Source organism: Ignatzschineria indica (assembly GCF_003121925.1).
GTDB lineage: Bacteria > Pseudomonadota > Gammaproteobacteria > Cardiobacteriales > Wohlfahrtiimonadaceae > Ignatzschineria > Ignatzschineria indica.
The window spans coordinates 1-14,474 of sequence record NZ_QEWR01000007.1 but is presented as its reverse complement, the minus strand read 5'-3'; the positions used below and the strand labels follow the sequence as shown (position 1 = coordinate 14,474).

Annotated in this window: 14 protein-coding genes and 2 rRNA genes; 3 read left to right on the top strand and 13 right to left on the bottom strand. The window is 42.8% G+C overall.

Annotated features, from left to right (window positions below; genetic code table 11):
* Nucleotides 1-19: 19 nt before the first annotated feature.
* From DC082_RS09735 to DC082_RS09685, 11 genes are all read right to left on the bottom strand, one after another.
* Complete coding sequence (locus DC082_RS09735) at nucleotides 20-811, bottom strand: aspartate dehydrogenase (RefSeq protein WP_109236826.1); 792 nt, start codon at nucleotides 809-811, stop codon at nucleotides 20-22.
* A 128-nt stretch (nucleotides 812-939) separates the two neighbouring features.
* Nucleotides 940-1,752: an SDR family oxidoreductase gene (locus DC082_RS09730; RefSeq protein ID WP_109236814.1), complete on the bottom strand. Its 813-nt coding sequence runs from the start codon at nucleotides 1,750-1,752 to the stop codon at nucleotides 940-942.
* A 124-nt stretch (nucleotides 1,753-1,876) separates the two neighbouring features.
* Complete coding sequence (locus DC082_RS09725; RefSeq protein WP_157957457.1) at nucleotides 1,877-2,674, bottom strand: alpha/beta fold hydrolase; 798 nt, start codon at nucleotides 2,672-2,674, stop codon at nucleotides 1,877-1,879.
* Between the two features lie 235 nt (nucleotides 2,675-2,909).
* Complete coding sequence (locus DC082_RS09720) at nucleotides 2,910-3,431, bottom strand: cupin domain-containing protein (RefSeq protein WP_094567675.1); 522 nt, start codon at nucleotides 3,429-3,431, stop codon at nucleotides 2,910-2,912.
* A gap of 141 nt (nucleotides 3,432-3,572) precedes the next feature.
* Nucleotides 3,573-4,802, bottom strand: coding sequence for an MFS transporter (locus DC082_RS09715; protein ID WP_109236812.1), 1,230 nt, complete (start codon nucleotides 4,800-4,802; stop codon nucleotides 3,573-3,575).
* A 342-nt stretch (nucleotides 4,803-5,144) separates the two neighbouring features.
* On the bottom strand, nucleotides 5,145-6,356 hold the full coding sequence (locus tag DC082_RS09710) for an NAD(P)/FAD-dependent oxidoreductase (protein ID WP_109236811.1): 1,212 nt from the start codon (nucleotides 6,354-6,356) through the stop codon (nucleotides 5,145-5,147).
* A gap of 60 nt (nucleotides 6,357-6,416) precedes the next feature.
* The gene (locus tag DC082_RS09705; protein ID WP_109236810.1) at nucleotides 6,417-7,349 is read right to left on the bottom strand and encodes a VOC family protein; all 933 of its coding nucleotides are present in this window, start codon (nucleotides 7,347-7,349) and stop codon (nucleotides 6,417-6,419) included.
* Between the two features lie 96 nt (nucleotides 7,350-7,445).
* A complete protein-coding gene (locus DC082_RS09700) occupies nucleotides 7,446-8,204 on the bottom strand; it encodes an SDR family oxidoreductase (RefSeq protein WP_275665832.1) in 759 nt (252 codons plus the stop codon).
* Between the two features lie 11 nt (nucleotides 8,205-8,215).
* Nucleotides 8,216-9,286 carry an aromatic ring-hydroxylating oxygenase subunit alpha gene (locus tag DC082_RS09695; protein ID WP_109236808.1) on the bottom strand — a complete coding sequence of 357 codons (1,071 nt, stop codon included), beginning with the start codon at nucleotides 9,284-9,286 and terminating at the stop codon, nucleotides 8,216-8,218.
* Between the two features lie 28 nt (nucleotides 9,287-9,314).
* On the bottom strand, nucleotides 9,315-9,614 hold the full coding sequence (locus DC082_RS09690; RefSeq protein WP_094567681.1) for a recombinase-like helix-turn-helix domain-containing protein: 300 nt from the start codon (nucleotides 9,612-9,614) through the stop codon (nucleotides 9,315-9,317).
* 320 nt (nucleotides 9,615-9,934) lie between these two features.
* Nucleotides 9,935-10,246 carry a non-heme iron oxygenase ferredoxin subunit gene (locus DC082_RS09685; RefSeq protein ID WP_109236807.1) on the bottom strand — a complete coding sequence of 104 codons (312 nt, stop codon included), beginning with the start codon at nucleotides 10,244-10,246 and terminating at the stop codon, nucleotides 9,935-9,937.
* A 369-nt stretch (nucleotides 10,247-10,615) separates the two neighbouring features.
* On the opposite strand from DC082_RS09685, the gene DC082_RS09680 reads away from it, so the two are divergent.
* From DC082_RS09680 to DC082_RS09670, 3 genes are all read left to right on the top strand, one after another.
* Complete coding sequence (locus DC082_RS09680; RefSeq protein ID WP_109236806.1) at nucleotides 10,616-11,401, top strand: IclR family transcriptional regulator; 786 nt, start codon at nucleotides 10,616-10,618, stop codon at nucleotides 11,399-11,401.
* A 208-nt stretch (nucleotides 11,402-11,609) separates the two neighbouring features.
* Nucleotides 11,610-11,963 carry a TM2 domain-containing protein gene (locus DC082_RS09675; protein WP_157957456.1) on the top strand — a complete coding sequence of 118 codons (354 nt, stop codon included), beginning with the start codon at nucleotides 11,610-11,612 and terminating at the stop codon, nucleotides 11,961-11,963.
* A gap of 215 nt (nucleotides 11,964-12,178) precedes the next feature.
* The gene (locus tag DC082_RS09670) at nucleotides 12,179-12,454 is read left to right on the top strand and encodes a hypothetical protein (RefSeq protein WP_109236804.1); all 276 of its coding nucleotides are present in this window, start codon (nucleotides 12,179-12,181) and stop codon (nucleotides 12,452-12,454) included.
* A gap of 1,302 nt (nucleotides 12,455-13,756) precedes the next feature.
* Here DC082_RS09670 and rrf read toward each other — a convergent pair.
* Together rrf and DC082_RS09660 are read right to left on the bottom strand one after the other, a co-directional pair.
* Nucleotides 13,757-13,871: ribosomal RNA gene (rrf, locus tag DC082_RS09665) — 5S ribosomal RNA — on the bottom strand.
* A 182-nt stretch (nucleotides 13,872-14,053) separates the two neighbouring features.
* Nucleotides 14,054-14,474: ribosomal RNA gene (locus DC082_RS09660) — 23S ribosomal RNA — on the bottom strand; the annotation flags it as partial.

Genomic DNA, 14,474 nt, shown 5'->3' with positions numbered 1-14,474 from the left:
TAGTTCTAATATGAGCCACCTAAATGAGTAGCGCATCGTCAAGCTGACGACAGAAACGTGCAACACTTAATGCAGCGAGCATTGAAGTCTTAGGGTTACTCTCTAAAGGAACTCCCATCATCACAATCTCCATAGCACCAAACTTACCTTGTGCAATAATTTTATGTTGATTTCGTTCCATCTTTGGATCTGCAATCAGCTCAACTTCAGTATCATCCATCCCGATCCCGGCGAGCGCTAAAGTAGCCGCCACATTGGCATTAGCAGGAAAACGTTGAGCCGCTTCTCTCGCACTTCCTTTAAAGAAAGTGGTCGCATTCTCTAACTGATCGAGATCCACAAGCTCTTCTGCATAACTTCCCTTCCAACTACGGGGATTCTTTCTCCCTTGATAGAGAACAGAATCTAATCCTGCTAATTTAGCCGAGGCTAAACCATCGATGCCGGCAATCGCTCCCGATAAGATCGAAATCTTCACCTGATGCTCTTTCGCTGCCTGCTCAACCTGCTTCTGAAATACTGAATCGGCAAAGGTCCCTACTGAAATCACCCCAACATCGATTCCCGCTCTGATCAAATCAAAGAGATGTGCTTGCAATCCTAACTGTCCGGCCATCTCAACGGCACAATCTGGCTGACCATCTATCTCTGAAATGCGACTAATGACTTTAATCTCATCGCCCACAATAGCTTGAGTCTTAGCGACATCTTGCGGCATCACCACCAACCACCCCACATTGACATCTTCGGGTAGAAGTGGCATCACAGCTTGTGCCATCGCCCCATAACCAATCATTACAATTTTCTTCATTCTCTCCCCCATCTTTTCCTGCTCGCTCTATATTCGATTGTTCTCTATCGATTGTTCTCTATATATCAATTGCTCTCTATTGCGCTTCTACCGATACTACTTATTGATTATTTTATGGAGCAATTGGATCAAATCTCTCGACTGAAGCCACCTGAGACATCAACAACTGACCCCGTTGTATAGGAAGACATCGGTGATGCTAAAAAGAGTAACGCTCGTGCCGCCTCTTCAGCCTTACCTAATCGCCCCATGGGGATTCCTCGCTCCTGAGCAATGCCGGCAATCCACTCATCCCAACTCTTAGAACGATCTGAACGCTCCTCATATCGACGACGCCACTGCCCCGACTCCACCATACCGATTAAGATCGAATTGACCCGAATCCCATTAACCCCTTTCTGAGCAAATTCCTGCGACAATGTCTTACTCAAATTGAGTAAGCCCGCTCTTGCTGCCGATGTTGCAATCATATGCCGCTCCGGCTTTAGGGCTAATAGCGAGTTCACATTGGTAATCGAGGCCATATCTGATTGCTCTAAGTAAGGCAATGCCGCCTTAATAGGATTTAAGACACCAAAATATTTAAGAGTCACTTCTCCGAGCCAATCCTCATCTTGAGTCTCTTCAAAAGAGGCGACTTTCCCCTGCCCGGCATTATTAATTAAGAAATCGATCCCCCCAAAATGTTGAACTACAGCGTTGATCATTGCTTCCACAGAATCACGATCTAGCACATCCGCGACAATAGTTAACATATCACTAGACGAAATTTCAGGTAATGCTAACCTCACCGCTTCTAAAGAGGCATCTAAACGCGCCTGATTACGTCCACACCAAGCAACTTTAGCACCGCCTGCTAGAAGTAATTTTACCGTTTCTAAACCAATACCAGATGATCCACCGGTCACAATTGCGACCCGATTCTCCACACCAAAACTCATCGACTGCCTCCTCATCTTCCTTCCAATCCTTCCCATTTATGATTCTTGTCTCAATATCAAACGCGCTCTTCCTCTAGTAGAGGAGGTCGATCCGCCTATCTCACTCCGTAAACGTTTTTTCCTCTTAAATCAATCCAAAGAGTCTCTCTTTAAAAAAAAGTGGCGCATCGATATAAGCAAGATGCCCCGCATCAGCAACCTCAACTAAATTGAGTCTTGAGTGTCGTGTTTTTAAAGCGTGCATCCCTTCTGGTGGCGTAATGCCATCTTTTAGGCCAAAATAGAGATCGATCTCCAATTGTGGATCGATTTGTGACAATGCACGATCGATCGAATCATAAGCAAGAAGATGAGATGCATTAGTAAAACCATCCATTGTTAAACGTTGAGAGACTTCACGAACGATGTCCATATTCTCTGCAGAAGGATTCCCAAGTAGATAAGGACCTCGCTCCTCAGCCATCCCTAACTTCCCTAATCGAGCTAATAATTTTGGCCGACGCTGATAGACTTCCGCCTTAACAGATTCCTCTTCTTTAGCATATCCTTGTGCCGGCGCAATCAGTTGGACTCGCTCTAAATATTGTGGATATTTTGCAGCAAAAGCAGTGGCCATCATCGCCCCAAGAGAGTGCCCCACTAATATGATGCGCTCCAAACCCAACTCATTGATCAATGCAAAAAGGCGATCGGCATAATCTAAAGCCAAAGGGGTGTCTGTCATCAACTTCTCACTCTTCCCATATCCGGGCGCATTCCATGCGATAAGATGAGCAGATATTTCACGATCCTGTAACTGTTTAATCCATGAGTATGCGCCAGAGCTAATCCCATGGAGTAACAGAAAAGGTGTTCCTTCTCCCTTTTTCTCTAAATACTCGATCCCGCTCTTTGGGGCGAATTGATACTCAACCTGGTTCATAAAATCTCTTCTCCTCTCAATCATCAGTCAAGATGGCTTAAATCGATATCTCCTAAAATCTTTAACAGATCCTCGGTACATCTCAGATTAAGAAACCGATCCCTCTAGGATTCGATTTAAGCTCCTCTTGTTATCCCTTCTTCTTATCTCTTTTGTTACTAGTACTACGTACAAAGTCTCATGATCTTGAATAACCTATCTATCTCTAATCACGTTTAATTACACTTAATTCCGCTTAATTACGTTTAACTTTAGAGAGCGGATGATCTTCAGGATAGGTTGGGATCTGCGGTTTTGAAGTCCCCAACATGACACACATTAAGGCATCTTCTTGCGTATAGTTATAAAGCCCACGATAAATTCCTGGAGGAATAGAGATCAGGTCACGCTCTTTAAGAATGACTGAATATTTCTCCCCTTTATCTTCTAAAAAGAGTTCGATAGAACCTCTTAGTAGGAAAAAGACCTCTTCAACATCATCATGAAGATGGAGTGGCCCTTCACACTGTGCCGGTAATACCATCGTTGAAAATGTAAAGTTCTCTGCCGGAACGGTATTACTATCTGATGCAACGCCTGTTGCGCCTGTCCCCATATAACGCATCTGCGCACGTCGATATTTAGGGTCATAATCAGCTTGAAATTTGAGTGCATCAAAATCATACTTACGATCTTCTAATCGTGCGATTCGTGTATTCATCCACTCTTCTAAACTTTTACCTTCTGGACGATTCCAAGTTTCAAATTCTCTAGACATCTCTATTCTCCTTTGTGAATAAATCTCTATGGATAAGATCCCCTTTGGGTTCTCAATAAAGTATTTTTTGTTACAGTTACTTCTTTAATAATATTTCCGCTCTATTGCGATCGATAGGAAGCTACGGCTCTAAAAATGCCCCTAATAACGTCTCAATAAGGGGACAAGAATGATCGATCCTGCAACGGCAACACCCGCAAGAAAGATAATTCCGGTATTAAAGTTGCCAGAAAAGGCAACGATATATGCGATTAAGACCGGTACAATAGCGCTTGTAAAGTTAGCAAGACCATTAAAAATCCCACCTGCAGTCGTCGCTACATCACGATCACTCACATTTGAGAGAAGCGCAAAGACGGCCGATACAGAAACTCCCCACATTAAAGAGCTAATGGTCATCATCGTAATCACGAGTATATTGCTCTCAACGATCACCATTAGGTACATCGCTATCCCGGCACCTAATAACCCTATAAAGACTTGCGGTGCGCGACGAATCGAAAAGCGATCTGAGTAGAGCGCCCCTCCGATCTCTCCAATCAACATCCCAATAAAAGGGATCATCGATAGTGCGCCAAATTCTTTAAGATTGAATCCTTTCTCTTCCATGAGATAGGTAGGAATCCAACTATTGAGGCCCCAGAGATAGGTCATCAAAGCGATATTAAAAAAACAGACTAACCAAAAAGGACCATTACTCATCAATCGCTTAAGATTAACACCATGTGAGCTCTTAACGACTCGCTTCCGTCCCGATACTTCCACATTACGTAAACCATAATAGACTAAGATTGTTGCAATTAAGGTTAATGCGCCCATCACATAGAAGGTGGTATGCCAATCGTAATTACCTAAAACATATGCGGTAATCGGAAATCCTAACGCCGCACCAATAGGGGTACCTAAAATAAACATTGTAGAGGCACGCGCCTGCTCTTTATCGCTATAACAGAGCTTTACGATGCTATAGCAGAGTGCAAAGAGAGGTCCTTCTGCAATCCCTAATAAGATCCGATTGATCAGCATCCCTTCATAAGTCGTTGTAAATCCCATAATGAGCATCAAGATGCCCCAGCTCAAAACAGACCAGAAAATTAATTTTTTAGGGCTAAATAGATCTCCTAAAAAACTTAAAAATACGGAGGAGAAACCATAAGAGAGAAGGAAGCTTGTCATCAACCAACCGAGCCTGCTCTTATCTTCAACAACACCCATCGTCTCTTGAAAAGCGGGATCAGAAAAGAGTACAGCAATGCTTATCTTGTCAAAAAAGGCTAAGACAACGCAGATCATTAAGACTGTTGCCGGCGTCCAATGCACTATTAAATTTTTGGGCACAAAAGGTAGCCTTTCAGCTAGCGCTTCTTTCATAAATTTCCTCCTAGTAGATATCTCAATGCGTACTCTTGATGAGAGTCGATCTTTTACACTGTCGACTTATTACGCTTCGGTGGTTGCTCTTTTTTGCTATTTTTATTCTGATTCTCTATTGTTTTTTCTATTGCTTTTTCTATTCTATTTCGACACTGACTTCTATCTTATGGAGACCCTCTCTCCCCTATTTCTCGCCTGTTTCTCGCCTGTTTCTCTGCACTCCTACTTTAGAGCGATAGCCTTCTCGCTTGCATGCTTGAGCTTCTACCAATTCATTCTGATCAACCCATTCTGATAAATCGCCCCTATCGAAGCCCCTATCGAATTTAGCTTCATCAATTAACGGAGCTTCATCACATTAAAAGCAGGATCACCAATCTCTACCGCTTCTAAAGTTCTATCAGCCTTGATCCATCGCTTTGCAATCTGTACAACTCGGGCATCATTAATCGAAACTAAATATTGCAATTTTCCCTCAGGCGTAAGGTAGAAGAAGCTCTTTTGACGTGGCGCGCTATCACGGATCACTACCTCAGTACGATCAAGTCCGACCGGCGTCCCTAAAATCTGAATATTGCAATCATATTGATCTGACCAGAGCCAAGGCGTTTCACGGTAAGGTGTCGCCTTCTCTGCCCCTAACATCGCTTTTGCGGCAATTACCCCTTGATGCTGTGCATTTGCCCAAGATTGAACAGAGAAACCTAAATCTGGGTGAATAGCGACATCTCCTGCGGCATAAATATGGGGGTCAGATGTCTGGCAATAATGATCTACAACAATACCGTCACGCACATCTAATCCTGCCTCAACAGCGAGCTCTTTATTGATATGCGCCCCTGCTCCAACAACGACTGCATCAAAGCTGCGCCATTTTCTCCCATTTTGAATAATCGTTAACGCCCCATTCTCTTCCACAATATCGAGGGTCCCACACTCAAAACAGAGTTCAATACCCTCTTCTTGATGAAGCGACTCAATAAAATCAGAGACCTCGACAGAGACACTTCTAGCACAGAGACGCTCACCTAACTCCAATAGTGTGACAGCACACCCCTGCTGCCGTAATGAGGCTGCAATCTCTAAACCGATCCAACCGCCACCAATAATTGCAAGTGACTTAATCGATGGGAGAGCGCGCTGCAATGCTAAACTATCCTCAACTGTGCGCAGTGTGAAGAGATTAGGTAGAGATCGCCAGGCATCAACAGGAACTCGTGCTTGACTGCCGGTCGCAATCAGAAGCTTATCGTAAAGAAGCGATGAACCATCTGAGAGTGTGACCACCTTTTTATCACGATCGATTTTGGTAGCAGAGAGGGGTCCGTAGAGTATCAAATTGAGCGCCGCAATCTTCTCTGGTGGGAAGAAATGGAGATTTTGATGATCCATCTCTCCAAGCAATACCTGCTTCGATAATGGTGGTCTTTCATAAAAGAGTTGTGATTCATCTGAAATCACGGCAATCTCACCCTCAAAGCCCTCTTCTCTTAAGGTATAAGCAGCCCAAGCAGATGCCTGTCCACCCCCAATAATAACCACTCTCTCCATCTTCTCTCCCTCTTTTTTTCTATTTTGATAGCAGGTTTCACATGAAACAATAGTGACGCTTTAAGATTCTTTGACTTGGCGTCGTGTTTCATGATCCAAGCCACCCTCAATCGCCCACTCCGTAAAGAGCTCAAGCGCATAATCATAGACTCGGGGGGTCCATGCCGGCGTCACATAATCATCATTGGTGTAATACTCAAAAGCGCCACCTAAAGGTGAATGAACATACCAAAAGTAAGCCGATGAGACAGGATGACGACCAGGACCGATAAAGGAATCCCATTTGAGTCGATTCATATTGAGCCCCCCACCAATCACCTCATGAATATCTCGCACTACAAAGGCAACATGATTGAGCCCCGTTGTTTCACGTTGTGGCAGTTTCAATAAGAAGAGATCATGGTGCCAACCTTCTGCTGCACAACGCATAAAGGCGCCACGCCCACGATAGGCATCTGAAAGATAGAAGCCTAACTTCTCTTCATAAAACTTCTGCGTCTTTTCTAAATCTGGGGTAAAGAAGACCACATGCCCAATGGCAACAGGATCTGCTTTTTCATAAACAGGACTAGGCGCATTGACCCGATTGATTCTGCCAAACTGATTGATTGGTAGACTTGTCGCCTCTAAATCTGCTTTTAGAACGAACTCCTCAAAACGGAGCGTCATACCATTAGGATCCTGACACTGAACAACACCATCGGCAAAATGATATCCCGGCTCTGACTGAAGTCTCTCTGCTAGAAGCTCAATATCTTGATAACGATTTACCGCCCAAGTCACCTCTCTTAATGTGGACCCTGCTTCAAATGCCGGCGGTAAGCGCTCATCATCAATAGCAAAAACATAGATTGAGCTACCATTGCCTAATTGATATTTCGCTGCCCTCTCAATATCACTCTCTACCTCTTTAAGGCCGAAGTCTGCAAGATATTGTTTCGACTTTGCGATATCCTCAACACCAAACTTTAATGTTTTAATTCCATTTAACATACTTAAACTCCTAGCTGAAACTTCTGACGCTGATTAATCCCGTTAATCCAGCTAATCTCATGAATCTCGTGAATCTCATGAGTCTCGATGCAACATTTAATTGAAGACAAACCCACCATTGACGGGAATATTTTGCCCTGTCACAAAAGAGGCAAGATCAGAGAGAAGATAGAGTGCGGTTCCACTAACATCTTCCGGTAACTGTTCCCGTTGAATTGCTCTTCCATTGACGTAGAGAGAGTGGCGCTCTGCCGGCACATATGCCGTCGCTTCAACTAATGTTAAGCCTGGAGAGAGGCTGTTGACGGTGATATTAAACTCTCCCAATTCACGAGCCATAGAGCGTGTCATCGCCAAGATAGCCCCTTTACTTGCGGTATAAGCCATCAATTTAGGTGCTCCCCAAAGAGCCGTATCGGAAGCGATATTCACCACGCGACCCTGGTCCGATCTCTTAAGAAAAGGAACCATCGCCTGTGTCATCAACCATGTTCCTTTCACATTAATAGTCATGACTCGATCCCATAGATCAGGATCATAATTCATCATATCGACGCCTCCAACACCTGTAGCTAGCGCCGCACAATTAATTAAACCATCCACATAGGACCATGCTTGCTCAACTTCCTCAGCAACCTTATCGATAGCTTCAGGCAAACTTAAATCTGCCACAATATAGGATGCCGGCAATCCTTCAGCTTGAAGCGATTCTGCTCGCTCTTTTAAATGATCCTCTAAAATATCGACCATTAGTACTGTAGCGCCAGCCTCTAGAGCCGCGCGAGTAAAGTCATACCCTAACCCGCGTGCCGCTCCTGTAATGACGATCTTTTTTCCCTCTAATAGTGCTCTCATGATCACCTCAATTATTCTGCAGGATGAATAGTGGCGCCCACAGCATCTACATTTTCCTGACTCGCTTGATATGCCTCATACTCTTTAAACTGCTTTTCTGCTGCGCGCTTAAAGGTACGGCGGAGACGTGTAATACCCACATCATGTTGATAAAGGAACTCATGTTCACGAGCATTAGGGGCTAATAATTCTAAAATAATACGATCTTGCTCTAATACATCCCAATGCAATCCCTCGAGATGATTACGATACATAAAGCGCCAAGTATCACGCTCCCATCCTGAAACTTTACGGCAACGCCAGAAAAATACGCGCGTATTATTTTCATCAATAGGGGTCGCAAAACCAACAATCCAGAAGCTTCCACCAGGACCAAATTTAGATTGATAAGGAATAGAGAGTCGTAACCAAGCGCCACCGGTTTCCCCATACTCCACCCAGTCAAAGTTCACGCCTGATTGCCCATCTTTCTCAAAGATAAAACCTGTCTTCGTCATTTTCAGACTCATCTCCGCTTGGCGATCACCCTCAGACATTGAGTGAGAAACGGAGTGAAGATAAGTTCCATGCATAGGATCCATCACATTATCAACTGCATATTGATAATTGACTTTCCAATCTGCAATACAGAGGAAATGACTCCACTCATCACTATCGAGTTGCTCCGGAAAAGTGAGTTCTGTAGGTGCTTCATCACCGACACCAAACCAGAGGAAAATGGCACCATGAACCTCTTTCACATGATACGACTTCACACAAGTAGCCCCGGTCATAGGACAACTGGCAACAGCAGGAACATCCTCAACAACACCATCAAAACGAACTTCAACACCGTGATACCAGCAAGCCACACGATTCCCTAAATTCCATCCTAAAGAGAGTCTCGCACCACGATGGGGGCAACGATCTTCAAGTGCATGAACCTTACCCTCTTCATCACGCCAAACAACAATGTTCTCACCTAAGCGGGTAATTCCCACAGGACTAGTCCCTACCTCCCAACTCGCTAACACTGGATGCCACAGGTTACGTAAACCAAAGTTGAGGTACTCTTGTGCGTCTTTAAATTTTCTAGATGTCATAATCTTCTCCTCCTACACTCTTAAAACCTTAATAACCTAAACGAGCCATCTCAGCTTCGAAGCTCTCTTCTGTAAATTTCTCACCACTCTCTAATAACATTCCTTGCTCATTAAGCGCAGAAACCACCTCGGAGAGTGTTGTCGCCCCTTTTGAAAAAGCGGCAATAAGGTTCTCCACAAGACTCAACTCATAAGCGGAAGGTTCATGTGCACGGTTTTGCCAAACCACATGCTTCACATCTCCAGGAATCTGAATATTATTGATGCCGGCATCAGGGTTAGGTCTATTTTCTAGCCAGGTTTTAAGCTTCTCATTGTAATTTGCCATCTGCTTTCCTCCTTCAGTTTTGTATCTCATCGTATACAAAGTTTTTTAATTTATTCTGTCTCTCGATCCCCTTCCCCATTAAAATAATTTTAAATACTTTAAAAAACTCCCTTTCGCTCAACAGCGGGTCAAACAAAAGGGAAATGGAGGTGATATCGGAACTCAATTAATCATGGGTTAGATTGATCTTAACTATCATGAATATGATGAAAATCGATCTCAATATTGTCTTTTAATATTGTTTTTTTAATATGTATTTTTAATCTGGTTTTTTAATCTGTTTTTAAGCAATACCCTAGAAGATTCTTTAAGAGCAACTATTACTGCGCAAGAGAGATCATGATCTCTCCGGCTTCTACTTTTACAGGATAGGTCAATAAATTACGGCAACCAGGACCACTCTCTAAATTACCCGTCTTAATATCAAAAATAGCTTCATGAAGAGGACATTCAACTGTTCCATCTTCCACAAAGCCTTCTGTTAAGAGCGCATAAGCATGGGGGCAGATATTCTCAATGGCGAAATAGTGATCTCCCACCTGAAAGATTCCGATCTTAATATCCCCAATATCAACCGATTTAGGCATATACTCTTCCACTTCATCCACTTGACATGCTGAAACCCAATTCATCTTCTTCCTCCTCAAAGATCCCTATCCTGCTTGACAGGGATAATCAGAAAATAGCGATCCACTCATATTATTGTTTTGACATCTTGTGAGTGGTAGATCGTCTGTTATTAAAATAGTTATTAAGATAGTTATGAAAATAAGATATTTAATTTATAAGGGTAATCCCATAACGAATAGTGTTTTATCTGGCTTATTTTGCTCAATCTACTAAATTATTTAGTTTTATATATAAAACACCATTTACTTTATAAAACAATAGTGCAAGAATACGATTAATAAAAGAAGCTTGTCAAGCCCATTTTCTAAATAGAGGTCTTAACAGCTAATTTTTTCTATAATAGATAAGAATAAAAAGTGAGGAGTTTAGCGATGATTGAAGAGATTGATGCAGAAAAATACCTTGTGCCGGGACTCGTTAGAGGATTGAAGATATTAGAGAGTTTTACTGCCGAGAAGAGCGAAATGACACTCAGTGAAATCGCTAAAAATTTAGATATCAACCGATCTAGCGCTTTTCGTTTAGTCCAAACTTTAGAATATTGTGGTTATCTTTTGCGCACGCCTCATAAGAGTTATAAGCTCAATGTGAAAGTACTACAACTCGGTTACACCGCTATTGAATCGATGAATATTCCACAGCAAGTTACGGCGATTATGCAACAATTGCGTGATAAAACCAAAGTGGCTGTCCATCTCTCTGTCCTCGATGATATCGAAATTGTCTATCTCAATAATATTCAAGCACTAGGAGCTTTTACCTCCAATATTCGAGTTGGAACACGATGGCCCGCTTATGCAACAGTCATTGGCCAAATGTTATTAGGCTCATTAAGTAATGATGAGATAAGAGCACGTTTTGAAGGAATTTCTGAATGGAAAAAATACTCTGCGTCGACAGCAAAAGATATCAATGAGTTGATTGAAAAGATCGAAATAGCAAGAAACTCCGACTATCTCATTAGCTGGAAAAACTTTAAACCCGATATGATTGCCTGCGCTGCACCTATTCGCGGCAAAATCTCTAAAGAGATTCAATATGTACTCTCTGTAAGTTGTCCTGCAACAAGTTACAAGAGTCGTGAGCAATTTGTAAAAGAAGTTGTTCCGCTACTATTAACAGCTGCCGATGAGATTTCAGACCTGATGATTCAATAACATTACTCTGCTACATTATGCTGATCGATTCTAAAATAGAATTTAGAGTAGAACCCTATTTTTCCTCTATTAGTATTATTAGTATAAAATGGAAGAGATTCCCTATTAATAATCGATGCAGATGTAGGTATGTAGTACTATTAAAAACCTCTACCATAGAAGGATCGATCAATCTGATGAATTCAACGTAGAAGAAAGGAGTATTCTAGTGAATAGTCATAATCAAGAGTTTATCAATACTTATCTTGCTATCAATGCGAATAAATATCCTAAAGAAGCACTAACAACAGTGACCTCTATTTTACACAGGCTCAATGAGAGTCAACAAGCGGCACTCCATGCGCTTCCTATTAAAGATCCGACATTAGCATTACTTCTCTCCTTCTTCTTCGGCTCTTTTGCTGTAGATCGCTTCTATATTGGTAATATTTTATTAGGAATTCTTAAGCTCATTACAATTGGTGGCCTAGGTATTTGGACGGTAATAGATTGGTTTATCATCTCCAAGCAGACCCGGCAACGAAATTTAGATCTTTTACTCAAATTTGCAGATCAACTATAACTTTTAAAAGCGGAATTCATCATACAACTCACCTCTTTTTAGAGTGACGTAATTGTAATCAAATGGTATCTGATCTACATAGATGGTAAAGCCAATAAGGGCTGACGGGTATCTGTAAAAGAGCAGACCCATCAGCCCAATTCTATATCTTGGTAGTACTAATCAATAACTACAGATAAATTGATACAACATCACAAAGGAATTACACCTATCTCATGATATTACTTGTTGTCGCCCTTATTGTTATTCTCTTTTTAATCTATATTCTCCGCTATCAAAGAGCACTCATTCGATATGGCATTCCTCTTCTTGCTATTCTAGCCACTCTATTGCTCTTCTTTATTTTGCAAAATATTATCTATCCCTATGATGAGCATACTCCTATTCGAGCAAGTGAACAAAATCAAAAATTAGAAGAAAAGAGTAGAAATAGCCGAATGCGATCTCGTGAGCGGCAGCTTCAAAGAGGGGAAATTGAAGCAATTAATTGATCTTTATAAAGCCTTTCCTCAATCTATTCATTTTAAAGATAGAATAGATAAAGAGCCCTCTTAAGAGTTCAAACCCTAAAACAAAAGGGGCTGATGAATTGCCGAATCTTGCTACTGCATACTTCCAATAATCGCATGCCGGCAAATATCGCTACATTAATAATTAATCATACTGAAAGAAAATAGACTGACGAGCTGCCGGTCTTCACTATCACATTCTTCCAGAAACTGCGTGCCGGCAAGGGGCATCGAAGATGCCGACCGGCGGGCATGCAGTTGTGATAAGAGTGAGATAGTCGGCTCCCGCCACTCAATAAATCCTCTTATGAGTTCAAACCCTAGAACAAACAGGGGCTGATGAGTTGCCGGTCCTCACTATCACGTTCTTCCAAAAACTGCGTGCCGGCAAATATCGCTACATTAATAATTAATCATACTGAAAAAAACAGACTGACGAGCTGCCGGTCCTCACTATCACGTTCTTCCAAAAACAGCATGCCGGCAAGGGGCATAGAAGATATCGACCGGCGGGCATGTAGTTGTGATAAGAGTGAGAGAGTCGGCTCCCGCCACTCAATAAATCCTCTTATAAGTTCAAACCCTAAAACAAACAGAGGCTGATGAGTTGCCGGGAATCACTACTGCATACTTTCAAGAATTGCATGCCGGCAAATATCGCTACATTAATAATTAATCATACTGAAAAAAACAGACTGACGAGCTGCCGGTCCTCACTATCACGTTCTTCCAAAAACAGCATGCCGGCAAGGGGCATAGAAGATATCGACCAGCGGGCATACAGTTGTGATAAGAGTGAGAGAGTCGGCTCCCGCCACTCAATAAATCCTCTTATAAGTTCAAACCCTAAAACAAACAGAGGCTGATGAGCTGCCGGGTATCACTACTGCATACTTTCAAGAATTGCATGCCGGCAAATATCGCTACATTAATAATTAATCATACTGAAAAAAACAGCATGCCGGCAAGGGGCATAGAAGATACCGACCGGCGGGCATACAGTTGTGATAAGAGTGAGAGAGTCGGCTCCCGCCACTCAATAAATCCTCTTATGAGTTCAAACCCTAAAACAAACAGGGGCTGATGAGCTGCCGGTCTTCACTATCGCATTCTTCCAGAAACTGCGTGCCGGCAAGAGGCATCGCAAATGCCAAACTGCGGGCATGCGCTGGCTAAAAGAATGAAGTAGTCGGTTCCCGCAGCTCCAGGAGCTTTCTTAAGAATAAAAAAATCCAGACAAATAAAAAGCTCCTAGCTGATTAGCTAGGAGCTCTCTTAATGAAGCCCTGGGGTTGACCTACTCTCACATGGGATCTCCCACACTACCATCGGCGCTGCTACGTTTCACTTCTGAGTTCGGGATGGGATCAGGTGGTTCCATAGCGCTATTTTCCCCAGGAAAACTGGCTTGTGCTTGAAGTGCTGATGCATCTCTACATTTTATCTTGCACTTCACTCACGAATAAATTTGATTAGTTGGTTAGTAACAGCAATGTCTGATTGAATTGCTTAAGTTGTTTGTATTCGCGTCAACTCTGGAAACGATCATGTCTCGTATCAAAATTGTCTAAGACCTATTATATGGTCAAGCCTCACGGTCAATTAGTATTGGTAAGCTCAATGCATTACTGCACTTACACACCCAACCTATCAACGTCGTAGTCTTCGACGGACCTTCAGAGGGGTTAAACCCCTAGGGAAATCTAATCTTGAGGTGGGCTTCCCGCTTAGATGCTTTCAGCGGTTATCCCGTCCGTATGTAGCTACCCGGCTATGCCATTGGTATGACAACCGGACCACCAGAGATACGTCCACTTCGGTCCTCTCGTACTAGAAGCAGCTCCTCTCAAATTTCCAACGCCCACGGCAGATAGGGACCGAACTGTCTCACGACGTTCTGAACCCAACTCGCGTACCACTTTAAATGGCGAACAGCCATACCCTTGGGACCGACTACAGCCCCAGGATGTGATGAGTCGACATCGAGGTGCCAAACTCCGCC